We start from the raw sequence: 26,528 nt of genomic DNA on the forward strand, positions 1-26,528 counted from the left end.
CACGCCGCGGCAGTCCCCGAACTCAGTGACGCCGTGCAGGAGGTTCCCGCGTCGTCCGTCGTATCTCGCGACAGTTGAGTATTCGTACTCTGGTGTGATCATCCGACTCTTGGTTCGATCGACTCCGAACGGAGCAATCGATCCCACACGTACTGGATGTGACGAGTGAGCGGTAAGAGCGACGACGCGGTGAAGGTGGATACCAACGGCCTGAAGAAGGTCGGAAAGCAGTGCCATGACATCGCGGAGCAGATGCCGGCCGAACTGGCCCGGGTGCACAAGCCCTCAGACGAGGCTGCGACCGGTCTGAGCGGCTGGCTCTCCGGCGCCGCGATCACGGCGTGCACGGAGGCGTGGGAGAAGGGGCAGCGCCAACTCGCCAAGGACATCGGCGACAACGGCAACAACATGATCACCGCGGCGGACAACTATGACGGCGTGGATGACGCCGTACACAAGAGCCTGGTCTACGGGGGCCGGTAGATGGATCTGTACCAGCTGGAAAACGCGCAGCCCTCGCGTCTGGCCGCTCTCGCCAACGCCTACGACTCCCTCGGGAAGGCCAACCACGCCCATTTCGAGGCGGTGAAGGAGACTTCCCGCTGGGTCGGCACCAACTGGTCGGGGACCGCCGGGAAGGCCGCGAGCAGCAAGCTGAAGCAGACGAACAACGCGCTGGACGGCTCGTACGTGGCGATGCAGGCGACGAGCGCGCTGCTGCGCCATGCCGCCGAGGCGTTCGAGCTCGCGCAGTCCAAGCTGACCGAAGCGCTGGCGGAGGCTCGGAAGGCGGAGTTCACGGTCGGCGCCGACGGGTCGATCACGTATCCCAAGCCGAGTAAGGCGGAGCAGAACGACCCCGATTACGACGCCCCGAAGAGGGCCAGTGCCCTGGCCGAGCGGATCAGCAAGGCGATAGCCGAGGCGGACGCGGTCGATCAGAAGGTCGCGCTACGCCTCAACGCCATCGCGCAGTTGGCGACCTTCGACGGGCTCAACCCCGAGGCCGCGCAGATCCAGCTCGACGCCGTCAACTCTCTTGACGAGGGGCTGAGGAGCCTCGGGTGGCCAGGCAAGGACGCCACCGCAGCCGAGGTCAACGCCTGGTGGAAGGGGCTGACCCCGGACGAGCAGCAGAAGATGTTGACCCTGCACCCCGACCTGCTCGGCGGTCGTAACGGCATCCCCGCCGAGGTGCGGGACAAGGCCAACCGGGTGCAGCTGGACGGGATGATCAAGTACCTGGAGGAGAAGCCGCACCGGTCGGGCTACGACGACAGCAAGCTGGAGGGCCTCAAGGCGCTCCGGGACAAGCTCGCCGCCAACGGCGCCCATCTCAACGACACCGACCCCAGGACCAAGCAGCCTCCGATGTTCCTTCTCGGGGTCGGCATGGAGTCCCACGGTCGGGCGATCGTCTCCTACGGCAATCCGGACACTGCGGACAACGTATCGGCGTATGTGCCGGGCCTTAACACCAGGCTCGACGGGCACTTCGTCAACAACGACGTCCAGCGTGCGCGCAACATCTACGACGCGGCCACCCAGAACGACCCGACGAAGAAGAACGCATCCATCGTCTGGCTCGACTATGACGCGCCCCAGATCAACATCGACGGCAACGACCCCACCAATGACCTCAAGGTCACGGGCACGGATAATGCGAAGGCGGGCGGCAAGACGTACAGCGCGTTCATGCAGAGCCTGCGTGCCACGCACGAGGGCGCGGTACCCGCCCATGTCACGACGGTGGCGCACAGCTATGGCTCCCTGACCGCCGGCGAGGCGTCCAAGCAGCCAGGCGGCCTGTACTCCGATGACGTGGTGATCATCGGCAGCCCGGGGATGGATGTCGGTAAGGCCTCCGATCTCGGTGTCCAGGACGGGCACGTTTTCGCGGCCGCGGCCAAGAACGACAAGGTGGCACAGCTCCCCGACTTCACCCCCGACCCCAATACCCTTTGGTTCGGTACAGACCCGGCCAGTGCTGCCTTCGGAGCGAAGCGGTTCGGCGCTCCGGACGGGCCTGACAAGGGCTGGTGGGGCGCCGTCGGGGGTGACATCCCGGCGCACTCCAGCTACTTCGACGCCCGTGAGGAGGACGTTACGCATCAGGACGGCTCCAGGAGCTCGGAAGTCGTTCGCCACCCGGACGGGACGATCGAGCCGAACGAGTCTCTGCAGGCCATCGCCCAGGTGGTTAGCGGTCACGGTGACCAGGTCGTGACGGTGCCGCCCCGATGAGCGGGGAAAGCGGCGTGCGCCGCGGATGCCTGCGGGTGCTGGGGGTGGGCGTGTTGGTGGTGGCGGGGTTCGTCGCCTGGCTCGTGTACGGCTGGTGGGACGTGCGGCAGCCTGCAGAGACGCCGATGCGCGAAGGGGTGCCGAGGCTCGACCGGATGCTGGAGAGCACCACGGCGGGTATCGAACCACCGGTCCGGATGGCCTACGGGTTGATCCACTCCAAGCAGTACGACACCGGGCTCAACGACGAGGTGGACAAATACCACATCAGCGAGACCGGCCAGATCGTGACCCGGATCTCGCCAGCCAGAGCCGTCGAGTTGTCGAACCGGGTTGAGGCCCGCTGGAAGCAGCTTGGCTACTCGACGACGCGTCCCGCGGGGTCGGCGTCGACCGTCAAGGCCACGACCGGGGACGGCAGTGAGCTGGAGCTGGACATCTCGGCAGACGGACGGGCGACCGTCCAGGTCGACCTGGGCCAGTACTTCCGAAACTCGCCCTTCACCCGTCCGAATGGGGCCCCTGACGGATCGACCACCGAAGCGGTGGCACTGACAGAGGACCCGTACTGGTCGCGCTGATCCGCCAGGAGGTCCAGTTAGGTTCCGTCCGGTGGATCATGTGACCTTCATTTGGTCGGATCGTTGTTCTGGTCGTGGGGTGGGGCGATGCGATTTGACGAATGACGAGTGGGGGCGGCTGGAGCCAGCATCTGCCTAACTGATCGTTTCGGAATGAGTTGAGCACTGGGCCGGGTGTTCGGCGATCTTGCTCGGCCAGGGTGTTCGAGTGACTGTCGATCTTGTTCGGGAGGATCTGTGGGAGCGTGTGGCTCCGCTGTTGCCGCCTGCTCCCGGATGTAGCCATCGCTACGGGCCGGTTGCGTGTGTCGGATCGAACGGCGCTCGCGGGCATCGGGTACGTGCTGCGAACTGCTGTGGCCTTGGCGGGTTGCCCCCTGAGGTCGCAGGCTGCTCGGGCGTGACGGCGTGGCGCCGGCTGCGGGGACGACGACTTCGGTGCGGAGTTGGCGGCGAACCTCGACCCTGACTCGTGGATGTGGCTGCCGGGGGTGGACTACGCCGCTTGCTGGCGGGTAGCGAGACAGACGGCCGACGAGCTGAACAGCCTGCTCGCTGCGTGTGGCGTGGCCCGTGCGCAGCTTCGGGCCATCGCCGACACCGACGCCCAGGGTGCTCCGGTAGTCCGGCTTGACGGTATTGCCGAAGGGTGGCTATGCCTCGAAAGGCTGCTGTGCCTGGCCGCCTATGCGCGGCGTGAGTTGCGGTGACCGGGCTGGTGTCTGTATATGCAGCAGCCAGCACCAGTAAGCTGCTCTGCCTGGATGCAGGCTAAGCAATTAGCGCGACACCTGCGCCTTCGCGCCTGGGCCCACATGCTCGGCTACCGGGGACACTGCCTCACCAAGACGCGGGCGTACTCCACTACCTATGGCCGGCTCCGAGCCGACCGGGCCGAACACGCCCGCACCATGGCCAGCGTCCAAGACCTGCATGCCGACTGGGACAGCGAGACCGTGGTCGAAGGTGCCTGGCGCTTCGTGGGAGCAGGTCATACTCCTGGTGAAGCGCTCATCGCCGCTGGCTTCGCCGAGGACATCGCCACCAATCGCGAGATCGCACGCCAAGAGCTGGCCTGCTCCGACCGGCCTTGGGAGCCGCGGTGAAGGCGGCCTGCCCGGACGAGGGCACGACCCGGACGACTGCACCGGTCGTCGAGAGCGAGATCGTCATCGTGGACGACGACGGCAATGAGGAACCGTACGACGCCGCCAAGCACTGATGGCGGTAGCCCCCGGCCTTGGTGACCGGCGGCTACCGCATGGTCGGCTGCTCGAGTCAGAGCTTGCCCGCGAAGTCGTCCTCTTTGACGACCAGGCGCTCTCGGTAGTCCTTGGGGATCATGAGCCGCATCTTCACCTCCGGCGCGCGCTGGCCCGGGATCTTGGTGCGGGTGATCTCGCACCGGACGCCCACCCGGAGCAGGTCGGCCGACATGGCCTCGACGCCGCCTTCCTCCCAGCGCTGCCGGAACGTCTTTCCGTTGGCGACGTTCACCCACCGGTCTTCGGTGGTCTCGGGGTCGATCTCCCCGAGTTCGGCGATCAGCCTGTCCAAGGTCGCCTCGGCCTGCTCGCGGGTGAACCGGGTCTTCGTGAACCGGCCCCCGGGTTCGAGCTCCTTCATGTAGTACGCGACGGACTTCTCCAGGTGCGTCACCTTGGCCCGGGCCTCGGCGCCTCGCGCGTACTCCCGGACCTGCACGGGCTCATCGCCGAGGACGGACAGTACGTCGCTGACGAGCTTGGCGTGGACCGCGTCCGGGTTGGGGAATCCCGCGCCCCCGGCCTTGCACCCCTGGCACCGCAGGTACGCGTACACCCGGTCCTTGACGCGGGTGATCTGCACCGTCATGTTCGTCGTGCAGTCGACGCAGATGAGGACGCCGAGGAACTTCGTGGCGCCGCCCGGTTGGCGCTGCGGCTGGTTCCTGCTGCGCTTGTCCAGGTCGGCCTGGAGCTCATAGAAGTCGTCGTCCTCGAAGATCGCCTCGGCAACCCTGATGGGATTCCCGTCCCTGTCCAGTACGAGCTTGGATCGACGGATGCCGCCGATCTTGTCCTCTTCCACGCGGTAGCCCATCAGTGCGGGGTTGCGCAGCTGGCGGAGGAGGGTGCTCGGCGTGAGACCGTCGCTGGCGAGACCGGCGCGCTTCAACAGCCTGACCATGCGGCGGGCGGAAACACCGCGCCGGGCCATGCGGCGGCACCAGTGCAGAGCCTTGCGGGCGTCGGCCTCTACTACAAGGAGGATGTTCCCGTTCTTGTCCTCTTCGGTGGCGTACCCGAACGGCGGCTTGCCGACCAGCCAGGCGGACTGGGTCTTCGCGTAGTCCCACAGGCTGGCGACGCGCGTGCTCGTGTTGGTGGCCTCGATCTCCGCGATGCCGCCGATCAGAGTGACCATGATCTTGCCGACGACCGTGCTCAGGTCGATCGAGTCGTGCTTGGAGATCAGGTTCTTCCCGTACTTCAGCGCCCAGTCGATCATGGTGTTCAGGTCGGACAGCCGGCGGATGAAGCGGTCGAGCTTCCAGAACAGGAGGACGTCGAACTCCGGCGCCCGGTTGTTCAGCCAGTTGCCCAGCTGCTTCCGCTTCCACGGCGGCACCTTCGTGGCCGAGACGTTGAGGTCGCTGGCGACGCCGACCACACGGCAGCCGCGGTTCAGGGCTTCGCGGCGGAGGTCGAGCTCCTGGCGGACGGGGGAGGTGGTGTCCTCGGTCAGTACGGACAGCCGGACCGAGAGCAGAGCCCGGGGCGCGTCCGTCGGGAGGGCGGCCTCGGCTCTCTTCAGCTCTTCCAGCAGCGCCAGGTCCGCTGCGGTCCACTCGGTTTCGACGGTGTACGCCTTCTGCTGCTCGGCACGGGCGGTACGGGAGCGTCTCGCCATGGCGGGAACCCCTATCGACGGTTTTAGGGCCGTGTCCATATATGGACACTCACATCCAGATCGGTCCGACGGGCAAGAAGCTGCTGCCGCTGACGGTCGTGAACAAGTAGGCGAGCTGCTGTGTGAGTTAGTTCACGGCCCCGGATGTTCGGGGTCGGTGCGGAGCCCTTCCCGGTGTCGCCGGGGAGGGCTCTCGTGCTGTGGGCGGGGCGGCGGTGCCGGGGCGGGTTCCGGGTGGGGGCTGACCAGGGGCGGAGCGAGGGGGGCGGCGGGGCGCGTACCCTTTGAGGTGACAGAGTCCGGGCAGTGGCGGGAACACGCCGCGCCGGACGGGGACAATTGACTAAAGGACTGAGCGACCCTGGCACGCCGTACGCCCGACGGTCCGCCGCCCGCGCCGACGGTGCAGCGGATTCGTCTCCGCTACACCAAGCGCGGCCGGCTCCGCTTCACCAGCCACCGTGACTTCCAGCGCGCCTTCGAGCGCGCCCTGCGCCGGTCCGCCGTTCCGATGGCCTACTCGGCCGGCTTCACCCCGCACCCGAAGGTGTCCTACGCCAACGCCGCCCCGACCGGGGTGGCGAGTGAGGCGGAGTACCTGGAGATCGGCCTCGCCGACGTGCGCGATCCCGAGCAGCTGCGGGCGCAGCTGGACGGGTCGCTGCCCGCCGGCCTGGACGTGATCGACGCGGTCGAGGTCCGGACGCCGAACTTCGTGGAGCGCCTTGAGGCCTCCGAGTGGCTGGTGCGCCTGGACGGTGTGGAGCCGGCCGAGGCGGTCGAGGCGGTCCGCACGTTCCTCGCCGAGGAGAAGGTCGAGGTCGAGCGCCGGACCAAGAACGGCGTGCGGGTCTTCGACGCGCGCGGTGCGGTGGCGGCGCTCGAAGCCGTCGAGCCGCAGGTCGACGGTGGTACGGACACGGCAGCCGGAACCGACCGCGATGTTCGGACCGGCCGTCCCTGTGCGATACTGCGCCTGGTAGTACGACACGCCACACCCGCCGTACGACCCGACGACGTATTGTCCGGTCTCCGTGCGACGGCCGACCTGGCGCCGCCGGTCCCCGCAGAGGTGACCAGGCTGGCGCAGGGGCCGCTCGACGAGGAGTCGGGCACGGTGACCGACCCGCTGGCGCTCGACCGCGCCGCGGCCCCGGCCGGCTGAGAAGCGGCCGCCGGGCCGCGCGCTACCGCGTCCGCCTAGGGGGCGGAGGCCGGATCCAGTGCCTCACTGGATCCGACGGTCCTCCAGGGTTCCCGCGGCTCCCCAGGGGAGCGAGCGTCGTCGCAGCACAGGCCGGCCTCTCGGGGCCCGCCGACCAGGACGGTCGGTGGGCCCGGGACCCCTTCCGGGAGCCACCCGGGGTTGGGGGACGGATCAGCTTGGGAAAACCTCAGAAGACTGGTCAGACCAGAAGACTTTCGACACCCCGCGCAACGCGGGGCGCCGAGCGAGACTACGAGCCCCTGTGCGGCCTCGCGTCCGCACGGCGGCACCGTCAAAGGGTCAGGCCCGAGCATCCTCGCGATGCCGGCCGCCCAGTGGTGCCGCGCCGTGCCCGGATGTGGAGCCCGGGGGCCTGACGGGAGATCCACCCGCATGCTCGATAACACCGATCCGCAGCAGTCTGCGGCCACGGAACAGAACGGAACCGCCGGGACCGGTGGCGAGGGCGCGTCCGCCGCGCCGCCGCGCCGTCGTCGCCGGGCGGTGTCCCGCCCGGCGGGCACCCCGCAGGGTGCCGCTGCCGAGGCGGCCGAGACGGTCCTGCCGGTCGAGGCGCACGAGGCGCCCGCCGCCGAGACCCCGGCGGCCGAGGCCGCCCCGGTGGCGGAGAAGCCGGTCCGGGCCCGCCGGACCCGCAAGCGGGCCGAGGCCCCGGCGGGTACGCCTGAGGCCAGCGCGATCGTCGTGACCGCGCCGGGGGCCGCAGCGGCCGCCGTCGAGGAGCCGGCCGCCGTGAAGGCCGAGAAGAAGGACGAGAAGAAGGACGAGGCGGCGGAGAAGCCCGCCCGGGCCCGTCGGACCCGCAAGCGGGCCGAGGCGCCCGCGGCCGAGGCTCCGGTCGCCGAGGAGCCGACGGTTGTCGAGGCCCCGGCCCCCGTCGCCGAGCCCGTGGCCGAGGAGGCCCCGGCCGCCCCCGCCCGCCGCACCCGCCGCCGTCGCGCGGTCGAGGCCGCGCCCGTGGTCGAGGAGCCGGTGGCCGAGGAGCCCGCCGTCGAGGAGGCCGAGGAGGAGGCCGTCGAGGCCGCCGCGGAGGCTCCGGCCGCCGAGCCGGCCGCCGCCCCCGCTCCGGCCCCGGCCGCCGAGGCCGAGCCGCACCACCGGGTGCGCCGTCGCGCCGTCCGCCCGGCCACCGCGGTCTTCCAGGCCCCGGTGTTCCAGGAGCCCGCCCCCTACGTCGCTCCGGTTGCGGCGCAGCAGCCCGTCGCGGCCCCGGCCCAGGTCGAGGCCCCGGCCGCCGCCGAGCAGCGCGCGGAGGAGGACGAGTACGAGTACAGCGGTGTCGGCCGCCGCCGCCGGGTCCGCACCCGGGTCGAGCCGACCCGCCGCAAGTCGGCCGCCGAGGCGCCGGTGAAGGCTCCGGCCAAGGCGCCCGTGGAGGCCCCGGCCGCCGAGGCGCCCGCCGTTGAGGCCCCCGCCGCCGGTCCGGAGACCGAGGGCGAGTGGGAGGAGGACGGCCGTCCGTCCCGCCGTCGTCGTCGGGGCGGCCGCCGCCGTCGCCGTGGCGAGGCCGAGGAGTTCGAGGCCGCCGAGGCCGTCGAGGCCGAGCAGCCCGCCGCCGAGGAGCCGGTCCCGGCCGCCGCCGAGGAGGAGGACGAGGAGGAGGACGACCTGGCCGCCGGCCTGTCCTCGTCCCGTCGCCGTCGCCGCCGTCGCCGTCGCAGCGGTGAGGCCGACGCGGTCGAGACCGCCGAGACCACCGAGGACGGCGTCCGCACGGTGGTGAAGGTGCGCGAGCCGCGCCGCCGCTCCACCGAGCCGTCCTTCGACCCGGACGAGGTGCAGTCCATCAAGGGCTCGACCCGTCTGGAGGCGAAGAAGCAGCGCCGCCGCGAGGGCCGCGAGCTGGGCCGCCGCCGGGTGCCGATCATCACCGAGGCCGAGTTCCTGGCCCGCCGGGAGTCGGTCGAGCGCGTCATGGTGGTGCGCCAGAACGGCCAGCGCACCCAGATCGGCGTGCTGGAGGACGGCGTGCTGGTCGAGCACTACGTCAACAAGGAGCAGGCCACCTCGTACGTCGGCAACGTCTACCTGGGCAAGGTCCAGAACGTGCTGCCGTCCATGGAGGCCGCGTTCGTCGACATCGGCAAGGGCCGCAACGCGGTGCTGTACGCCGGTGAGGTCAACTTCGGTGCCCTGGGCCACGGCGGCCCGCGCCGGATCGAGTCGGTGCTGAAGTCCGGCCAGTCCGTGCTGGTGCAGGTCTCCAAGGACCCGATCGGCCACAAGGGCGCCCGCCTGACCAGCCAGATCTCGCTGCCCGGCCGCTACCTGGTCTACGTGCCCGAGGGCTCGATGACCGGCATCTCGCGCAAGCTGCCCGAGAACGAGCGCGCCCGCCTGAAGCAGATCCTCAAGAAGATCGTCCCGGACGACGCGGGCGTCATCGTGCGCACCGCCGCCGAGGGCGCCTCCGAGGAGGAGCTGACCCGCGACGTCCAGCGCCTCCAGCAGCAGTGGGAGGACATCCAGAAGAAGGCCGCGACCGGCAACGCCCCGGCGCTGCTGTACGGCGAGCCGGACATGACCGTCCGGGTCGTGCGCGACATCTTCAACGAGGACTTCACCAAGGTCATCGTCTCTGGCGACGAGGCGTGGACGACCATCCACGAGTACGTCTCCAACGTGGCCCCGGACCTCGCCGAGCGGCTCCAGCGGTGGACCTCCGAGGTGGACGTGTTCGCCACCTACCGGATCGACGAGCAGCTGATGAAGGCGCTGGACCGCAAGGTCTGGCTGCCCAGCGGCGGTTCGCTGGTGATCGACCGCACCGAGGCGATGGTCGTCATCGACGTCAACACCGGGAAGTTCGTCGGCCAGGGCGGCAACCTGGAGGAGACGGTCACCCGGAACAACATCGAGGCGGCCGAGGAGATCGTGCGCCAGCTGCGGCTGCGCGACCTCGGCGGCATCATCGTGATCGACTTCATCGACATGGTCCTGGAGTCCAACCGCGACCTGGTGCTGCGCCGTCTGCTGGAGTGCCTGGGCCGGGACCGGACCAAGCACCAGGTGGCCGAGGTCACCTCGCTGGGCCTGGTCCAGATGACCCGCAAGCGGGTCGGCCAGGGCCTGCTGGAGTCCTTCTCCGAGGCCTGTGTGCACTGCAACGGCCGCGGTGTGATCGTCCACATGGAGCAGCCGAGCGCCCACGTGCACGCCCCGGCGGCCGCGACCGCCGAGGCGGGCTCGGGCGGCGGCAAGCGCCGTCGCCGGGGCAAGGGCGGCGCGGGCCACGAGGAGCCGCAGGCCGTCGAGGCCGGGGCGCCGGTGGCCGAGGCCGTCGTCGAGGCGGTCGTGGAGCCCGCCGAGCCGGTGCGCGAGGAGATCGAGGGCCAGCTGGCCCTGGAGGTCCCGGGCGTCGAGGCGGAGGCCGTCGAGGCCGCGCCGGCCGAGGCTCCGGAGGCCGCGGAGGCACCGGTGGCCGAGGCCCCGGCTGCCGCTCCGGCGGGCCGTCCGCGCCGCCGCGCGGTGCGCAAGGCTACGGCTCCGGCGGGTTCGCCGCAGGCCGCCGAGATCGTGGTGCTGCAGGCGAAGGCCGACGCGGCCCTGGAGGCGGCCCTGGCGGCCGCCGCCCCGGCTGTCGAGGAGGCCGCCGAGGCCGCCGAGGAGGCCGTGGTCGTCGAGGCTCCGGCCGCGGAGGCCGAGGCGCCCGCCGAGGCGGAGGCCCCCGCGGAGGAGGCGCCCGCCGAGGAGGCTCCGGCGCCCAAGAAGCGGGCCGCCCGCAAGACTGCCGCGAAGAAGACCGCCGCCAAGAAGACCACCACGGCGGCCAAGAAGACCACCGCCCGCAAGACCGCGACCAAGCGGACGAGCGCGGCGGCCAAGAAGGCCGCGGCCGCCGAGGGTGATACGGCGGCCGAGTAGTGCCCACGCCCGGGGCGGGAGCGATCCCGCCCCGGGCCGTACGGGCCGGTTTGCCCCCGGGGCGGCCGGTCCGTATTCTTGACCATCGGCGTGTCTACGCCGCGCTCCCGAGCACATCACCTTCCCGAGAGCACCGCGCCCAGCGCGGAGCGGTCGGGAAGAGGCCCCTGTGTCCGTACCCAGGCGGCTGGCGTCGGGAGTTCCGACCGAGTTGGGAAAGTAGGTACCGCATGTACGCGATCGTTCGCGCAGGCGGCCGCCAGCACAAGGTCGCCGTCGGCGACGTGCTGGAGATCGACCGTATCGAGGCCAAGCCGGGTGACTCGGTGGAGCTCTCGACCATCCTGGTCGTCGATGGTGACGCCGTCACCTCCGACCCGTGGGTCCTGGCCGGCGTGAAGGCTCACGCCGAGGTGGTCGACCAGACCAAGGGCGACAAGATCGTCATCCTGCGCTACAAGAACAAGACCGGCTACCGCCGCCGTCAGGGTCACCGTCAGAAGCACACCGCGGTGCGCATCACCAGCATCGACTCGGTCAGCAAGTAAGGGGTTAGCGAGATATGGCACACAAGAAGGGCGCAAGCTCTACCCGCAACGGCCGTGACTCGAACGCCCAGCGCCTTGGCGTGAAGCGCTTCGGCGGCCAGGTCGTCTCCGCCGGCGAGATCCTCGTCCGCCAGCGCGGCACCCACTTCCACCCGGGTGCCGGTGTCGGCCGCGGTGGCGACGACACGCTGTTCGCGCTGACCGCCGGTGCGGTTCAGTTCGGCAACCGTCGTGGCCGCAAGGTCGTCAACATCGTGGCCGTCGAGGCCTGAGTCCCAGCGGACTCGCGAGTCGCACCAGACTCACACTGAAGGGTGGGCCGGAATGTTCCGGTCCACCCTTCGGCTTTACGCAGCAAGCAAGCAGACTCATCCGCACTGGAGGCACAACCATGACCACCTTCGTGGACCGCGTCGAACTTCACGTCGCCGCGGGTAACGGAGGCCACGGCTGCGCCTCCGTGCACCGCGAGAAGTTCAAGCCGCTCGGCGGCCCGGACGGCGGTAACGGCGGCGAGGGCGGCAGCGTCATCCTCACCGTGGACTCGCAGGTCACCACCCTGCTGGAGTACCACCACTCGCCCAAGCGCAAGGCGACCAACGGCAAGCCCGGCGCGGGCGGCCACCGCACCGGCGCGGACGGCGAGGACCTCGTCCTGCTCGTGCCGGACGGCACCGTGGTGCTGGACCGCAAGGGCAACGTGCTCGCCGACCTGGTCGGCCACGGCACCAGCTTCGTCGCCGCCCAGGGCGGCCGCGGCGGCCTCGGCAACGCCGCGCTGGCCTCTGCCCGCCGCAAGGCCCCCGGCTTCGCGCTGCTCGGCGAGCCCGGCGAGGCCCGCGACATCGTGATGGAGCTCAAGTCCGTCGCCGACGTGGCCCTGGTCGGCTACCCGAGCGCCGGCAAGTCCTCGCTGATCTCGGTGCTCTCCGCCGCCAAGCCGAAGATCGCGGACTACCCGTTCACCACCCTGGTCCCCAACCTCGGTGTGGTCACCGCGGGCGACACCGTCTACACCATCGCCGACGTGCCCGGCCTGATTCCCGGCGCCAGCCAGGGCCGGGGTCTGGGCCTGGAGTTCCTGCGGCACGTCGAGCGCTGCTCGGTGCTGGTGCACGTGCTGGACTGCGCCACCCTGGAGCCCGGCCGCGACCCGCTGAGCGACCTGGAGACCATCGAGGCCGAGCTCGCCGAGTACGGCGGTCTGGAGGACCGTCCGCGCCTGGTCGCGCTCAACAAGGTGGACGTCCCGGACGGCCAGGACATCGCCGACCTCACCCGCGCCTCGCTGGAGGAGCGCGGCTACCAGGTGTTCGAGGTCTCGGCCGCCTCCCGCAAGGGCCTGCGCGAGCTGAGCTTCGCGGTGGCGAAGATCGTCGCCGAGGCGCGGGCCGCCAAGCCGGCCGAGGAGTCGACCCGGATCGTGCTGCGGCCCAAGGCCGTGGACGACGCGGGCTTCACCATCACCGAGGAGGACGGCGCGTACCACATCCGCGGCGTCAAGCCGGAGCGCTGGGTCCGCCAGACCGACTTCAGCAACGACGAGGCCGTCGGCTACCTCGCCGACCGGCTGGCCCGCCTCGGTGTCGAGGAGGAGCTGTGGAAGATCGGGGCGCAGGAGGGCGACACCGTCGTCATCGGCCCCGAGGAGAACGCCGTCGTCTTCGACTGGGAGCCGACCATGGCCGCCGGTGCCGAGATGCTCGGCCGCCGCGGTGAGGACCACCGCTTCGAGAGCCCGCGCCCGGCGGTCGACCGCCGCCGCGAGAAGCAGAAGGGGCGGGACGCGGCCGAGGCCGAGTTCCTCGCCTTCGAGGCGCTCTCCAGCGGCCGGCAGTCCGCCATCGAGGGCGACGACGAGGAGCACTGATCCGGGACCGGTCCGAAAGGCCCTCGCCACCTCGACCGGTGGCGGGGGCCTTCGCCCGTGCTCAGGGGTGACGCGGCGTCACTTGGCCCAGGAGGCCTGGAGCTTGAGCAGGTCGTTCAGGTCGGTGTAGCCGACCGCGACCGGGGTGGTGCCGGTGATCGAGATGATGTCGCAGCCCTTGGTCTCGGCGCCCTTGGCGACGCCCTGGAACTTGGCCCCGGTGCACTTGGGCAGCGGGTTGGTGGCGTTCAGGACGGGCAGGCCCTTGTTGCCGGCGGCGTCGAAGAGGACGAACTTCGAGTCCGGGGCGGTGAAGGACAGGCTGGCGTCGCCGAGGTTCTTGACGGTGTAGCTGACGTAGACCGGCGTGCGGCCGTCCAGTCCGGTGGTCGGGACCTTGGCGGCGGTGAGGTCCTGCAGCGAGCCGACCTCGATGCCGGTGACGGTGATCTGCAGCTTGGTGGAGACGTTGGCGGACTTGTCGGCGAAGTCGACGGTGGCCGGCTGGCCGACCTTCACCGCGGTGGCGGCCTGCGGGACCTTGCCGCCGCCCGCCGCACCTCCCGAACCGCTGCCACCGGCGCCGCCGGTCGCCGCGCCGCCGGTCGCCCCGGCGCCGCCGGTGGCCGAACCGCCCGACGCGGCACCGCCGGTGGCCGCGCCCGACGGGGCGGCGGTCGAACCGCTGGCCGCGCCGCCGGTGGCCGCGCCGGTCTGGGCCGGAGCCGCTCCGGTGGCGCCGCCCGTGCCGGCCGGGTCCGAGTTGTCCGGACCGCAGGCGGCGAGCGAGAGGGCGGTGGCCGCCGCCAGCGCGGCGACGGTCAGCTTCGTGGTGTACGAACGCATGGTGCGCTTTTCTCCTGGGCGCGCGACCGCGAACCGTTGCCGGCCTGCCCGTTGCGGCGCCGCCCCGTGTGACAGGAACGTCGAAGACGAGTGGGTACAGCGGGCAAGAAGCCGTCCCCCGATCTGGCTTTCGGTCAGGGACCATACCAGCCATCCGGATCGGCGGGCGGGCTGTGGCGAGCCCGTGGCCGGGCCGGGTCCAGCCGGTGAAACCCCTTGGGAGCGACCTGCGCGGATCGCGTAGATTTCGGACATGGCGGCCGGGCCCGGCCCCGTCGTACCCGCACCACCGGAAGGGCGTACAGCGAGATGAGCGAGGACTCACTGCGGGAGGAGGTGCTGACCGCACGGCGGATCGTGGTCAAGGTCGGCTCCTCCTCACTCACCACGGCGGCCGGCGGCCTGGACGCCGACCGGGTCGACGCCCTGGTGGACGCGCTCGCCAAGGTGCGCAGCCGCCCGGACGCCCCCGAGGTCGTCCTCGTCTCCTCCGGTGCCATCGCCGCCGGCCTCGCCCCGCTCGGCCTGGACGGACGGCCCAAGGACCTGGCCCGTCAGCAGGCCGCCGCCAGCGTCGGCCAGGGACTGCTGGTCGCGCGCTACACGGCCTCCTTCGCCCGGTACGGCATCCGGGTCGGGCAGGTGCTGCTCACGGCCGAGGACGCCAGCCGCCGCGCCCACTACCGCAACGCCTACCGGACGCTGGACCAGCTGCTGGCGATGGGCGCGATGCCGATCGTCAACGAGAACGACACCGTCGCCACCGCCGAAATCAAGTTCGGGGACAACGACCGGCTGGCCGCGCTGGTCGCCCACCTGGTCCGGGCCGACCTGCTGGTGCTGCTCTCCGACGTGGACGGCCTCTACGACGGCGACCCGGCCAAGCCCGGCACCAGCCGGATCGCCGAGGTGCGCGGCCCGCACGACCTGGACGGCATCGAGATCGGCAGCGCGGGCAAGGCCGGCGTCGGCACCGGGGGCATGGTCACCAAGGTCGAGGCGGCCCGGATCGCCACCGGCGCGGGCATCCCGGTGGTGCTCACCGCGGCCAGCCACGCGGCCGACGCGCTGACCGGGCGGCCCACCGGCACGCTCTTCCTGCGCACCGGCAGCCGCACCTCCGACCGGATGCTCTGGCTGGCCCACGCGAGCAGCCCGCGCGGGGCCCTGCACCTGGACGCGGGTGCCGTCGAGGCGGTCGTCTCGGCCGGCGCGTCGCTGCTGCCGGCCGGGGTGACCAAGGTCGACGGGGAGTTCGCCGCGGGTGATCCAGTGGACCTTCTTGCCGAAAACGGCCACATCGTGGCTCGCGGGCTGGTCAACTTTGATGCGAGGGAGTTGCCCCGCCTGCTCGGCCGGTCCACCCGCGACCTGGCCCAGGAGTTCGGCGCCGCGTACGAGCGCGAGGTCGTCCACCGCGACGACCTGGTCGTTCTGCGCGGCTGACCGGTCGTCGGTCGGCACCGGTCGACGGCGCAGTGCGGTCGGCGGGCCGCTCCGTACCGGGAGCGGCCCGGCCGCGGTCGAGGAGGGGCGCAGCCGTACCGGTCGGCCGAGGGCCGACGGGGGCGGTGGGGACGACACGAGATCGCCGAACAGGAGGCCGCCGGTGGAACGCAGGCGCGAGGCAGCGCTGACCGGAGGGACGGCGGGCCGGCGGCTGACCAGTATCGACGGCGGACGCGGGGACGGCCCCGCAGAGCCGGCCGGTCCGCCGACGCAGGGGCCAGGCGGGGCGCGCGGGCTGGGGCCCAGGCGCACGGAGGCGGCGGAACCGCCCGGAGTGCCGGAGCAGGCACGGCTGTGGCACGTGGTGCTGAGCGTGGCCGGGCAGGCCACCCCGCTGTCCTCGCTACGGGCCTCGCTGGAGCGGCTGGCGCACGACCACTCGTTCTTCCTGACCGCCCGCTACGCGGCCGACCACGCCGAGATCCGGTACTGGGAGCAGGCCCGGGACCTGCACGACGCGGCGGCGATCGCGCTGCGGCTGTGGGGCGAGCACAAGGTGACGGCGAACCTGCCGCCGTGGGAGATCGTCGGGTTGGAGGTGGTCGACCGGGCGACGTACCACAAGCGGGTGGCGGAGGGCTTCGGCGGTCCGCCGCCGCGCCTGGGCGGCGTGTACCCGTACTGACCGGCCCTGTTCGGATGGCGAAACGGCGACCGGCGGCGCCGGGGAAGTCGCTACCCTTGGCGGCATGACCAGCGACCTCACCACCGCCGACAGCCCCGTCCTCGCCGTAGCGCGCCGAGCCCGGGAGGCCGCCGCCGTGCTCGCCCCGCTGCCGCGCCGGGCCAAGGACGCCGCGCTGCTGGCGATCGCGGACGCGCTGGTCGCCCGCAGCGCCGAGATCGTCGCGGCCAACGCCGAGGACGTGGCCCGGGCCCGCGAGGCGGGGACGGCCGAGTCGGTGATCGACCGGCTGAGCCTGACCGACGAGCGGATCGCCGCGATCGCCTCCGACGTGCGCGACGTGGCCGGTCTGGCCGACCCGGTCGGCGAGGTGGTGCGCGGCTACACCCTCCCGAACGGCCTGGACGTGCGCCAGGTGCGGGTGCCGCTCGGCGTGGTCGGCATCATCTACGAGGCCCGGCCGAACGTCACGGTGGACGCCGCCGCGCTCTGCCTGAAGTCCGGCAACGCGGTGCTGCTGCGCGGCTCCGCCTCGGCGTACCGCTCCAACACCGCGCTGGTCGCCGTGCTGCGGGACGCCGTCGAGGCGGCCGGGCTGCCGGCCGACGTGGTCCAGCTCGTCCCGGGGGAGCGCCGGGACTCGGTGCAGGAGCTGATGCGCGCCCGCGGTTACGTCGACGTGCTGATCCCGCGCGGCGGGGCCTCGCTGATCCGCACCGTGGTCGAGGGCTCGACCGTCCCGGTGATCGAGACCGGCACCGGCAACTGCCACGTGTACGTGGACGCGCAGACCGACCTGGCGATGGCCGTCGGCATCCTGCTGAACTCCAAGGCGCAGCGGGTCAGCGTCTGCAACGCCGCCGAGACGCTGCTGGTGCACCAGGACGTCGCGGACGCCTTCCTGCCGCTCGCGCTGGCGGCCCTGGGCGAGGCCGGGGTGACGGTGCACGGCGACGAGGCGGTGCTCAAGGCCGCCGAGGGCAGCGGCGCCACCGTGGTGCCGGCCACCGACGAGGACTGGGGCGCCGAGTACCTCTCGTACGACCTGGCCGCGGCCGTGGTCCCCTCGCTGGACGCCGCCGTGGAGCACATCCGGCGCTGGTCCTCCGGCCACACCGAGGCGATCGTGACCACCTCGCAGGCCGCCGCCCGCCGCTTCACCCAGCTGGTGGACTCGACCACGGTGGCCGTCAACGCCTCCACCCGGTTCACCGACGGCGGTGAGTTCGGCTTCGGCGCGGAGATCGGCATCTCCACCCAGAAGCTGCACGCCCGCGGCCCGATGGGCCTGCCGGAGCTGACCAGCACCAAGTACATCGTCACCGGTGACGGGCACGTCCGTGGCGAGGAGACGCAGACCGTCGGCGGGGGCGCGGACGCCCGCTGACCGCGGGGCGCGTGGGTCCGTCACACCTGTGACGGACCAACTGCCGGGAGCCACAGACAAATCGCCCGGCCGGTAATACGCTGAATCCGTGGCTGAGGATGTGGGGGGCTTGCCGTACCCCGACGGCGCCGACCACGGTGGTGCGGACGACGAGTTCGCCACCGTGGTCTTCGATGAGGCCTTCGTCCGGTCCGCTGCCGTGCACGAGCCGACGGCCAAGGAGCGGCAGCTCGCCGCCGCCGAGGTGCGGTTCGAGCCGGACACCGCGGGACCGGGCTGGAGCTATGACGTTCCGGCCGGGGACGGGCTGCCGCTGGAGCTGCGCCCGTACCCGAGCGGACTCGACGAGGACCACCTGTACCCCGACCCCTGGTCGGGCCCGGACCGGGCGACCGGCCACCGGGGCCGGCGCTGGGGGCGGCGCTACGACCCGGTGCGCGCCCGCGGGCGGTACGTGGCCCAGCAGCGGTGGCACCGGCCGGTGGCCTGGGTGCTGGCCGTGATCATGGGCGTCAGCCTGGTGGCGGTGGCGGTCGCGGCGATCTACCAGGGCGTGGGCGGCTCCTCCGGCGCGCCCCGGCGGCCGGAGTCCGGCAGCAGCAGCCCGGGGACGGACCCGCGGTCCGCACCGGCCGAGCCGTCGTCGGTGGTCACGGCGCGCGCGGGCTGACCGGGTCGGGGGCGTACGCCCGGGGCGGGTGGTCACGGAGCGTTCCCGGCAATCTGCGCAAGGGCCCTCGTGGCGGGGCTGTCCTCCGCCTACCCTGGTGTTATGGGTGACCCACGCGAGCCTCCTGAGGGTACGCCCGAGGGCGGTTCCGGCAACGAGGACGAGTTCCGGTCCGTCGTCTTCGACGAGTCGTTCGTCCGGGCTGCCCGGATCCAGGAGCTGTCCGCCCGGGAGCGCCTCGCGGGCTCCTTCGGCAAGGCCACCCGGCCGCGGGTGCGGCTCGGGCCGCTGGGGACGGTGCCGCGCCAGGCGCTCGCCCTGCTGCTGTTGATCCTGCTGGCCTTCGGGGCCGCGGTGTACTTCGGGGTGAACTCGCCCAAGGGCCTCCCGGAACGCCCGGAGGGCAGCCAACTGACCGTCAGCCTGGTGGCGTTGAGCCCGGCTTCGGCCGTCCGCCCGGTGGCCGACCCGGCGGATCCGTTCGCGGCGCTGCCGCCGGGGTACGGCGAGGGGACGGCCGGGCTGAACACCCCGGGCGGGGCCGCCACCGAGCACTTCAGCAAGGTCGAGGTGACCAAGGCGCTGGACACCGTGCAGCGCTACCTGGTGGCGTCCTCACTGGCGCCGGCCGCGCTGGTCCAGGGCGCCACCGCCGACGTGCGGACCTTCGTGACGCCGGGTGAGCAGGCCCAGTTCGACGCCTCCGTCAGCCAGCCGGCGGACGACCGGCACCACGCGGTGACCGGCTGGATCGTGCGCTTCGACCCGGCGCAGGCCGCGCTGGCCTCCGACACCGTGAAGGTGGTCGGCGCGATGCGGGTCGACGAGGCGGACAGCGGCACGCTGCAGGTCACCACCGACCACACCTTCGTCTACGCGCTGAAGCCGGCCGCTGCCCCGGCCGGGGCACCGGTGACCCTGGAGACCGTGCGGCGCGAGCTGACCTTCCAGTTCGACCGGGTGGACCTGGCCTCGGCGCAGCTGCGGCTGGTGGACTCGGTGGTGCAGGCCGGGCCGGAGCCGTGCACCGCCTCGATGGCGGGCTTCCTGCAGCCGGTGCTGGCCACCGGGCAGGGCACCGTGGTGGCGCCGCCGGCGGCGGTGGACCCGGGCAACCACGCCCGGCCGGCCTGGCAGGTGTGCGGGGTGCTGGCGGGGAGCTGAGGCGGCTGCTCGCGCGCCCGGGACGGCCGGCGCCCCGGGCGGGGCACCGGCCGTCCCGTACCGTCGGGCTCGGTCGCCGGGATCAGCCGTCCGTGCGCTCAGCGGAGCCGTGGTCCGTCGGGGAGCCGCCGCGGCCGCCGCCGGTGAAGGTGTCGCGCAGCTTGCCGCCGACGGTCGCGGCGCCGCCCGCCACGTCGCGCAGCAGGCCCATCAGCGGGTCCTTGCTCTCCTTGACCGAGGTCGTGTAGTGGTCGGCGGCGGCCTTCCACTGCTCGCTGACCGAGGTGTCCCGGTCGTCGGTGCGGCGCGGGTAGGCGCCGGCCATGATCGAGCGGTACTCGTCGCTCTCCGCCCACTTCTTCAGCTGGGCGACCCGGACCACCGCGAACGGGTGGGTCTGCGGCAGCAGCTGGAGCAGCTTGAGCACGCCGTCGCGCAGGTCGCCGGCCTTCTCGTACTCCTCGGCCTGCTCCAGGAAGGCGTCGACGTTCATCTCGGCCAGGTTGTGCCCGCCGGCCAGCTTCATCAGGGCCCGCATGGACGCCTGGAGGTCCTGCCCGGCGAGCAGGCCGGCCCGGTCGCTGGAGAGCTCGGCCTTGCGGAACCACTCCTTGAGCGCGGTGACGAGGGCCATGATCGCCAGGTTGCCGAGCGGCACCCAGGCGATCCGGGTGGCGATGTTGGTGAGGATCATCAGCATCGTCCGGTAGACGGCGTGGCCGGACATCGCGTGGCCGACCTCGTGGCCGATGACGGAGCGCAGCTCCTCCTCGTCCAGCAGCTCGACCAGGCCGCTGGTGATCACGATGATCGGGGTGTCGATGCCGATGGTGAACGCGTTGACCGTCGGGTCCTGGGTGACGTACAGGTCCGGGACCTGCTCCAGGTCGAGCAGGTAGGCCGCGTCGCGGACCATGTCGTACAGCTCGGGGAACTGCCGCTCGGAGGTCTTCACGGCCGTGGCCAGGAACATCAGCCGGATCGAGCGCTCGGACACCAGCCCGGCGAGCTTCTTCAGGATGTCGTCGAAGCCGGACAGCTTGCGCAGGGCGACCAGCGCCGAGCGGTCCGCCGGGTGCTCCCAGGCCCGGGTGGAGATCTCGGGGAAGCGCTGGCGGCGCCGGCTCGGGGCCTTCGCGGTCGTGTCGGTCATGGTGTGAGTGCCTCCTGTCGACGGCGGCTCCGGCGCAGTGGCCGGCCCCCCGCTGGTCTTCGCCTGCAACGACTCGTCTGCAACGACTGCCTGTGCAACGTCCGCGGTTGCGTACTCGTCCCCGGAGTCGGCGTACGTGCGGCACCCGGTGCGGTCCGGGGGCCGGTGGGCGGCGCCGGTGTGAGGCCGGTTTACCCTGAATGCCCTGGAGAACCGGGACCGGACCCGGCCGCGGTACCGAGCAGTTCGAGGAGCCCCTCAGATGTCCACCGAAGCGCTGGTCAGCCTGGCCGCACCCATCTCCGACGAGCCCGGCCCGGGACTGTTCCTGCGGATCATCGTGGTCGCATCCTTCATCGGGATCGGCCTGCTGGTCTGGGTCATGGCCCGCGCCTTCCGGGGCCGGTGAGCCCCCCGTTCGTCGTCAGGACTCACGGCCGGTCAGCGGCGGTGGGCCGCCGAGCGGTTGCCGTGTGACCCCCCGTACGATGACGGGTGGGCCCTCACCGGCCCGGAACAAACCCCCTGGTCCGTTCACCGAGCCGAGAAGGTCCCGCCGACCATGAGCACTGCTGCCGCACTCCCCGTCCTGAACCTGCTCGCCGAGGGCGAGGGGGGAAACCACGACAGCCTGAACCCGCTGCTGACGGGCGGCTCCGCGCTGTTCATCCTGATGCTCCTGCTCTTCATCGTCACCCGCTTCAACCGGGACCGCTGAGCCGGGACCACGGACCGCTCGGGGAGCGTCCGGCCAGCGGGCCGGCCGCTCCCTCACGCATCTGCGGACAACCCCCACACGGCCGTTCCCGCACCGTGACGGGCGTCGCGTAAGGTGTGGCGGCATGGGAGAGCAGGCCGGGAATCCCGGCGGACCGGAACCGGTGAAGAAGCGCCTCGGCGTGATGGGCGGCACCTTCGACCCGATCCACCACGGCCACCTGGTCGCCGCCAGCGAGGTGGCGAGCGCGTTCCACCTGGACGAGGTGATCTTCGTCCCGACCGGGGAGCCCTGGCAGAAGAGCGACCGCCACGTCACCCCGGCCGAGGACCGTTACCTGATGACGGTCATCGCCACCGCCGAGAACCCGCAGTTCTCGGTGAGCCGGATCGACATCGACCGCCAGGGCCCGACGTACACCGTCGACACCCTGCGCGACCTGCACGCCCTGCACCCGGACGCGGACCTCTTCTTCATCACGGGCGCCGACGCGCTCGCCCAGATCCTGTCCTGGCACGACTCCGACGAGCTCTTCTCGCTGGCCCACTTCATCGGCTGCACCCGCCCGGGGCACACCCTGTCGGACGCCGGGCTCCCGGTGGGCGGGGTGTCCCTGATGGAGGTCCCGGCACTGGCCATCTCCTCCACGGACTGCCGCAACCGGGTCGCCAAGGGCGAGCCGGTCTGGTACCTCGTTCCGGACGGCGTGGTCCGTTACATCGACAAGCGGGCGCTGTACGCGCCGCACGGGACCTGAGCCAGGAGCGGGCGTGAGCGATCGCAACGGCAGCGGCGGGCAGCAGCCGCAGGAGTGGTCCACCGGGCAGTACCAGCAGCCGTACCAGGGCCACGAGTACCAGCAGGCGCAGCCGCAGGCGTACGAGCAGCAGTACGACCAGCAGTACGACCAGTACGGGCAGCCGGTGTACGCCCAGGACCCGTACGGCTACCAGCAGCAGGGCCACCAGCAGGGCCCGCGGACCGGGCAGTTCCCGCAGCAGCAGTCGTACGGGCAGCACGACCGGTACGAGCAGCAGTTCGACCACCAGTACGACCAGTACGGTCAGCCGGTGTACGCCCAGGACCCGTACGGCTACCAGCAGCAGGGATACCAGGGCTACCAGCAGCCGTACCAGGCCGCGTCGGCGGCCCCGGCGGCCCCGGTGATCGCCCAGCCGCAGCAGCCCGAGCCGCCCGTCGTTCCCGAGTCCTCCGCGCCCGCTCCGGCGGCTTCCGCCCCCGCCGCCGTGCCGCCGCCGCGCCGCCGCGCGCCCCGGCCGGCCTCCGGGGCGGCGGCCCCGGCCGAGGCGGAGCCGCCGTCCGAGCAGGTCGCCGGGGCCCGGTCCGGCAGGACCGGCGGCCGGGCGCCCAAGGACGGCTACGCCACGGGCGAGTTCACCTTCGTCGACGAGGAGGCGGAGGAGTCCGAGGACGTCATCGACTGGCTGAAGTTCGCCGAGTCCCGCAGCGAGGTGCGCGCCGAGCGGCGCCGCAAGCTGAAGAACCGGCTGATCGGCCTCGGCGTGGTGCTGGCGCTCGCGGCCGGCGGCGTCGGCGGCTACCTGTGGTTCACCGGCGACAAGCCGACCGCGGCCGCAGCGGCCGGCGGGCGGCAGGTCAACGTCGTCCACCTGCGCGACCTCCAGGGCAAGGTGTCCAGCGCGCTGCTGGTCGACGACGCCTCCGGGCACAAGGGCACGGTCCTGCTGCTGCCCGACGTGCTGCGGCTGCCCGGCCCCGGCGACCCGCCGGTGACCACCGTCGGCCAGGCCATGGACGCGATCGGCGCCTCGGCGACCCGCGACGGCCTCTCCACCGTGCTGGGCGCCCCGGTGGCCGGCACCTGGCGACTGGACACCCCGTACCTGGAACTGCTGGTCTCCCAGCTCGGCGGCATCCGGGTGGACACCAACGCCGCGACCCGCGAGGGCGGCAAGCCCGACGGCAAGGAGCTGTCCCCGGCGGGCAAGAACACCCTGCTCAGCGGCAAGGCCGCGGTGGCGTACGCCACCCTCCAGGCACCCGGCGAGAACCGGGACGCCCAGCTGGCCCGGTTCGGCCAGGTGATGGACGCGGTGGTGCGCACCATGCCGACCGGGTTCAAGGACGCCAAGGACGACGTGCACCGGATGAACGCGGTGCTCGACCCCTCGCTGCCCGAGGACGCCCTGGCCGGGGTGCTCGCGCAGCTCGCCCAGCAGGCCAAGGACGGCCACTTCAGCACCACCGCGCTGACCGTCAAGCCGGACGGGACGCTGGACGAGGCGACCGCGGGCAAGCAGGTCAAGGAGGTGCTCGGCGGCACCGTGAAGTCCGCGGCGGCCGGCGACGCCCCCGCCCGGGTCGCGCTGCAGGACGCCTCCGGCAACGACGCGGCGGGCGCCGCCGCGCAGGTCCAGATCGTCAACTCGGGCCTGACGTTCATCCCGGGCGGCTCCAGGACCGCGCCGCAGTCCACCAGTGAGATCCGCTACACCGACGACGCCCGGCAGGCCGCGGCGAAGTCCCTGGCGGCCAGCCTGGGGCTGCCGGAAACGGCGGTGAAGAAGGTCGGCGACGCCCAGAACGCGGACCTGGTGGTCGTGCTCGGCAAGGACTACCAGCCGTCGAAGAACCAGTAGCCGCCCGGCCGGTCACCGGCGGCCGGTGACCGGCCGGCCGCCGGGTTCGGCCCCGCGTGCCCCGGCGGCCCCGGAAATGCGTTCCGGGGCCGCCGGGGCGGCGTGAGATCCTGGAAGGCGACCCCGGCCGCGCGCCGGGGCCGCCCCAAGCCGCCGAGCCGGAAGAACACCGTGACCGTCACCGACCACAGCCAGCAGCTCATCACCGTCGCCGCGCAGGCGGCGGCCGACAAGCTCGCGCACAACATCATCGCCTTCGACGTCAGCGAGGTGCTGTCGATCACCGACGCCTTCCTGATCGCCTCCGCGAACAACGACCGCCAGGTCCGCTCGATCGCCGAGGAGATCGAGGACCAGCTGCGCGAGCAGCTGGACATCAAGCCGGTGCGCCGCGAGGGCGAGCGCGAGGGCCGCTGGATCCTGCTCGACTACCTGGACATCGTCGTGCACGTCCAGCACTCCGAGGAGCGCTCCTTCTACTCGCTGGACCGGCTCTGGAAGGACTGCCCCGAGCTGCCGCTGCCCGCGGACGCCATGGAGTCGCGCAACCGCCCCGACGCCATCACCGACGCGGCCGGCAACGCCGTCGCCCCGGCCGACGACTTCGGCAAGCCCGAGGACCTGCACTGAGCAGGGACGCGCGGGGCCCGCGCATCGTCTTCTGGCGGCACGGTCAGACCTCCTGGAACCTCGAATCGCGGTTCCAGGGCACCACGGACATCGAGCTGACCGGTCAGGGCGTCCTGCAGGCCCAGCGGGCGGCCCGGCTGCTCTCCGGCCTGCGCCCCGACCTGCTGATCTCCTCGGACCTCAAGCGCGCCCGGCGCACCGCCGAGGAGCTGGCCGCGGTCACCGGGCTGGACGTGCAGCACCACGAGGGCCTGCGGGAGACGTACGCGGGCTCCTGGCAGGGGCTGACCAACGCCGAGATCCGCGAGCGGTACCCGGAGGAGTACGCGGCCTGGGCGGCCGGGGAGCCGGTGCGGCGCGGCGGCGGCGGCGAACTGTCCACCGAGGTCGCCGACCGCTCGGTGCCGGTGGTGCTGGAGGCCGTCGCCAAGCTGCCGGAGAACGGCACGCTGGTCGTGGTCAGCCACGGCGGCACCATCCGGACCATGCTCGGGCGGCTGCTGGGTCTGGAGCCTCCCCTGTGGGAGTGCTTCGGCGGGCTGTCCAACTGCTGCTGGTCGGTGCTCGGCAAGGGGGCGCGCGGCTGGCGACTGCTGGAGCACAACGCGGGCACGCTCCCGCAGCCGGTGATCGGCGACGACACCTGACGGCACTCGGTGACGGGGCTACGCGGGGGCCCGGAAGAGCGGATTTCGCAGTTCCGGGCCTGACCAGCTAGAGTCTTCCTCGTTCGCAGGGAAGGAACGCGGCCCGGAAGGGAAGCGGGAGATCCGGTGAGTGCGGGGCTATAGCTCAGTTGGTAGAGCGCTTGCATGGCATGCAAGAGGTCTGGGGTTCAATTCCCCATAGCTCCACTCCGCATCGGCGGTCGTGGCCAGCAGGAATTCCGGGGCCGGGGTCGTCCGTGTCGCGGGGCTATAGCTCAGTTGGTAGAGCGCTTGCATGGCATGCAAGAGGTCTGGGGTTCAATTCCCCATAGCTCCACAGCAGTTCGAGAGGCCGTCACCCGGTGGGTGGCGGCCTCTCGGGTTTCCCCGACCGTCCTCACGGCGTGCAGGTGTGGGTCCAGCCGCCCGGCGGCAGCGAGTTGAGCCGCTCGACCAGCTCCCGGTCCTCCGGGTTCTCCGGGACGTACACGACGATGTAGCACTCCGGGACGCCCGGCATCGTCAGGTAGGTGGCGTTCAGCCGCATCACGCCGAGCTCCGGATGGCGGAAGGTCCGCCGCAGGGTGCGCGGCGGCGAGACCTCCTGGCGGGCCCACAGCTTCCGGAACAGCTCGCTGCCGGCCGACAGCCGTTGCACGTGCTCCTCCCAGGCCGGCTCGCCGACGTGCTTTCCGTACGCCGAGCGCAGCACCGCCACCATCCGCGGCAGGGTCTCCTCCGGGTTCTCGCACGGGTTGCAGCAGGCCGGCGCGGTCAGCATGCACCAGAGGCTGTTGAAGAAGACGCCGTGGGAAGGGCGCATCCGCTCCGTGCCGAACAGCGAGCGGTACGGCCGGTTGAAGCTCAGCACGTCGAACCGGGTGTTGGAGACCGCCGCGGGCAGCGGGGCGAGTGAGTCCAGGATCACCTGGATCGACGGGCTCAGCTCCGGCGGGGCCGGCTGCGCCAGCGGTGAGGGCGACATCCCGGCCAGCCGGAACAGGTGCTCGCGCTCGGTGCCGTCCAGCCTCAGCGCCCGGGACACCGCCAGCAGCACCTGCTCGCTCGCGTTGATCGGCCGCCCCTGCTCCAGCCACGTGTACCAGGTGACCCCGACCCCGGCGAGCTGCGCGACCTCCTCGCGCCGCAGCCCGGGCGTACGGCGGCGCAGCCCGGGCGGCAGGCCGACGTCCTCGGGGGCGACCCGCGCCCGGCAGGCCTTCAGGAAGCGGGCCAGCTCGGTCCGGCGGCGCCCGCGGTCGCCCGCCGCGGTCGGGACTTCCTCCAGGACGGTCATGCCGTCCATCGTGCCGCAGCACGCCCGGGCGATA

The 26,528-nt window shown here is 72.0% G+C and carries 24 protein-coding genes, 2 tRNA genes and 2 pseudogenes; 24 read left to right on the top strand and 4 right to left on the bottom strand.

The annotated features are described in order from the left end of the window. Positions 1-165 precede the first annotated feature (165 nt). From ACFV1W_RS07480 to ACFV1W_RS07505, 6 genes and pseudogenes are all read left to right on the top strand, one after another. Complete coding sequence (locus tag ACFV1W_RS07480) at positions 166-483, top strand: hypothetical protein (RefSeq protein ID WP_380414007.1); 318 nt, start codon at positions 166-168, stop codon at positions 481-483. Further along, entirely contained in the window at positions 484-2,244 is a 1,761-nt protein-coding gene (locus tag ACFV1W_RS07485; RefSeq protein WP_380414009.1) for an alpha/beta hydrolase, read from the top strand. Next, positions 2,241-2,825: a hypothetical protein gene (locus ACFV1W_RS07490; RefSeq protein WP_380414011.1), complete on the top strand. Its 585-nt coding sequence runs from the start codon at positions 2,241-2,243 to the stop codon at positions 2,823-2,825. The genes ACFV1W_RS07485 and ACFV1W_RS07490 overlap by 4 nt, the downstream gene beginning before the upstream one ends. Positions 2,826-3,009: 184 nt before the next feature. Continuing rightward, positions 3,010-3,249, top strand: a pseudogene (locus ACFV1W_RS07495) (transposase); the annotation flags it as partial. Positions 3,250-3,271: 22 nt separating this feature from the next. Then, positions 3,272-3,535 (top strand): hypothetical protein, encoded by a 264-nt coding sequence (locus tag ACFV1W_RS07500; RefSeq protein ID WP_380414013.1) that lies wholly within the window; start codon positions 3,272-3,274, stop codon positions 3,533-3,535. An 81-nt stretch (positions 3,536-3,616) separates the two neighbouring features. After that, positions 3,617-3,931, top strand: a pseudogene (locus ACFV1W_RS07505) (replication initiator); the annotation flags it as partial. Between the two features lie 172 nt (positions 3,932-4,103). Here the strand turns inward: ACFV1W_RS07505 and ACFV1W_RS07510 are convergent. Continuing rightward, positions 4,104-5,717 carry a recombinase family protein gene (locus ACFV1W_RS07510; RefSeq protein WP_380414015.1) on the bottom strand — a complete coding sequence of 538 codons (1,614 nt, stop codon included), beginning with the start codon at positions 5,715-5,717 and terminating at the stop codon, positions 4,104-4,106. A gap of 403 nt (positions 5,718-6,120) precedes the next feature. Here ACFV1W_RS07510 and ACFV1W_RS07515 point away from each other — a divergent pair, with 403 nt between their 5' ends. From ACFV1W_RS07515 to obgE, 5 genes are all read left to right on the top strand, one after another. Beyond that, positions 6,121-6,882, top strand: a complete 762-nt coding sequence (locus ACFV1W_RS07515) for a TIGR03936 family radical SAM-associated protein (protein ID WP_380414017.1) — start codon at positions 6,121-6,123, stop codon at positions 6,880-6,882. Between the two features lie 435 nt (positions 6,883-7,317). After that, positions 7,318-10,809: a ribonuclease E/G gene (locus ACFV1W_RS07520; protein WP_380414019.1), complete on the top strand. Its 3,492-nt coding sequence runs from the start codon at positions 7,318-7,320 to the stop codon at positions 10,807-10,809. A 230-nt stretch (positions 10,810-11,039) separates the two neighbouring features. Then, a complete protein-coding gene (gene rplU / locus ACFV1W_RS07525; RefSeq protein WP_030233759.1) occupies positions 11,040-11,357 on the top strand; it encodes a 50S ribosomal protein L21 in 318 nt (105 codons plus the stop codon). A gap of 14 nt (positions 11,358-11,371) precedes the next feature. After that, a complete protein-coding gene (rpmA, locus tag ACFV1W_RS07530) occupies positions 11,372-11,629 on the top strand; it encodes a 50S ribosomal protein L27 (RefSeq protein ID WP_030058248.1) in 258 nt (85 codons plus the stop codon). 119 nt (positions 11,630-11,748) lie between these two features. Next, positions 11,749-13,227 carry a GTPase ObgE gene (gene obgE / locus ACFV1W_RS07535; RefSeq protein ID WP_380414021.1) on the top strand — a complete coding sequence of 493 codons (1,479 nt, stop codon included), beginning with the start codon at positions 11,749-11,751 and terminating at the stop codon, positions 13,225-13,227. 78 nt (positions 13,228-13,305) lie between these two features. Here obgE and ACFV1W_RS07540 read toward each other — a convergent pair whose 3' ends face one another. Then, positions 13,306-14,073 (bottom strand): hypothetical protein, encoded by a 768-nt coding sequence (locus tag ACFV1W_RS07540; protein ID WP_380414022.1) that lies wholly within the window; start codon positions 14,071-14,073, stop codon positions 13,306-13,308. Positions 14,074-14,382: 309 nt separating this feature from the next. Between ACFV1W_RS07540 and proB the strand changes: the two genes are divergently transcribed. The 5 genes from proB (at position 14,383) to ACFV1W_RS07565 (ending at position 19,428) form a co-directional block, all read left to right on the top strand. After that, positions 14,383-15,519 (top strand): glutamate 5-kinase, encoded by a 1,137-nt coding sequence (gene proB, locus ACFV1W_RS07545; RefSeq protein ID WP_380414024.1) that lies wholly within the window; start codon positions 14,383-14,385, stop codon positions 15,517-15,519. A 163-nt stretch (positions 15,520-15,682) separates the two neighbouring features. Beyond that, complete coding sequence (locus ACFV1W_RS07550; protein WP_380414026.1) at positions 15,683-16,207, top strand: hypothetical protein; 525 nt, start codon at positions 15,683-15,685, stop codon at positions 16,205-16,207. A 64-nt stretch (positions 16,208-16,271) separates the two neighbouring features. Further along, the gene (locus tag ACFV1W_RS07555; RefSeq protein ID WP_380414027.1) at positions 16,272-17,594 is read left to right on the top strand and encodes a glutamate-5-semialdehyde dehydrogenase; all 1,323 of its coding nucleotides are present in this window, start codon (positions 16,272-16,274) and stop codon (positions 17,592-17,594) included. A gap of 88 nt (positions 17,595-17,682) precedes the next feature. Continuing rightward, entirely contained in the window at positions 17,683-18,264 is a 582-nt protein-coding gene (locus tag ACFV1W_RS07560; protein ID WP_380414028.1) for a hypothetical protein, read from the top strand. 102 nt (positions 18,265-18,366) lie between these two features. Continuing rightward, positions 18,367-19,428: a hypothetical protein gene (locus tag ACFV1W_RS07565; RefSeq protein WP_380414030.1), complete on the top strand. Its 1,062-nt coding sequence runs from the start codon at positions 18,367-18,369 to the stop codon at positions 19,426-19,428. Positions 19,429-19,510: 82 nt separating this feature from the next. Here ACFV1W_RS07565 and ACFV1W_RS07570 read toward each other — a convergent pair whose 3' ends face one another. Further along, positions 19,511-20,581, bottom strand: a complete 1,071-nt coding sequence (locus tag ACFV1W_RS07570) for a M48 family metallopeptidase (protein ID WP_380414031.1) — start codon at positions 20,579-20,581, stop codon at positions 19,511-19,513. Positions 20,582-20,843: 262 nt separating this feature from the next. Between ACFV1W_RS07570 and ACFV1W_RS07575 the strand changes: the two genes are divergently transcribed. The 8 genes from ACFV1W_RS07575 (at position 20,844) to ACFV1W_RS07610 (ending at position 25,534) form a co-directional block, all read left to right on the top strand. Beyond that, positions 20,844-20,990 (top strand): hypothetical protein, encoded by a 147-nt coding sequence (locus ACFV1W_RS07575; protein WP_380414032.1) that lies wholly within the window; start codon positions 20,844-20,846, stop codon positions 20,988-20,990. 153 nt (positions 20,991-21,143) lie between these two features. After that, a complete protein-coding gene (locus ACFV1W_RS07580; protein WP_167344932.1) occupies positions 21,144-21,299 on the top strand; it encodes a hypothetical protein in 156 nt (51 codons plus the stop codon). A gap of 124 nt (positions 21,300-21,423) precedes the next feature. Then, the gene (gene nadD, locus ACFV1W_RS07585; protein WP_380414033.1) at positions 21,424-22,056 is read left to right on the top strand and encodes a nicotinate-nucleotide adenylyltransferase; all 633 of its coding nucleotides are present in this window, start codon (positions 21,424-21,426) and stop codon (positions 22,054-22,056) included. A gap of 13 nt (positions 22,057-22,069) precedes the next feature. Beyond that, on the top strand, positions 22,070-23,920 hold the full coding sequence (locus ACFV1W_RS07590) for a LytR C-terminal domain-containing protein (RefSeq protein ID WP_380414035.1): 1,851 nt from the start codon (positions 22,070-22,072) through the stop codon (positions 23,918-23,920). A gap of 171 nt (positions 23,921-24,091) precedes the next feature. Next, positions 24,092-24,550, top strand: a complete 459-nt coding sequence (rsfS, locus tag ACFV1W_RS07595) for a ribosome silencing factor (protein WP_380414036.1) — start codon at positions 24,092-24,094, stop codon at positions 24,548-24,550. Then, the gene (locus ACFV1W_RS07600) at positions 24,547-25,197 is read left to right on the top strand and encodes a histidine phosphatase family protein (protein WP_380414218.1); all 651 of its coding nucleotides are present in this window, start codon (positions 24,547-24,549) and stop codon (positions 25,195-25,197) included. Before rsfS ends, ACFV1W_RS07600 begins: the two co-directional genes overlap by 4 nt. A 134-nt stretch (positions 25,198-25,331) precedes the next feature. Then, positions 25,332-25,404, top strand: a tRNA-Ala gene (locus ACFV1W_RS07605). A 57-nt stretch (positions 25,405-25,461) separates the two neighbouring features. Then, positions 25,462-25,534: transfer RNA gene (locus tag ACFV1W_RS07610), tRNA-Ala, on the top strand. 60 nt (positions 25,535-25,594) lie between these two features. Here the strand turns inward: ACFV1W_RS07610 and ACFV1W_RS07615 are convergent. After that, a complete protein-coding gene (locus ACFV1W_RS07615; protein WP_380414037.1) occupies positions 25,595-26,494 on the bottom strand; it encodes a helix-turn-helix transcriptional regulator in 900 nt (299 codons plus the stop codon). Positions 26,495-26,528 lie beyond the last annotated feature (34 nt).

Origin of the sequence: Kitasatospora sp. NPDC059648 (assembly GCF_042734825.1) — a bacterium.
In the GTDB taxonomy this organism is placed as follows: Bacteria; Actinomycetota; Actinomycetes; order Streptomycetales; family Streptomycetaceae; genus Kitasatospora.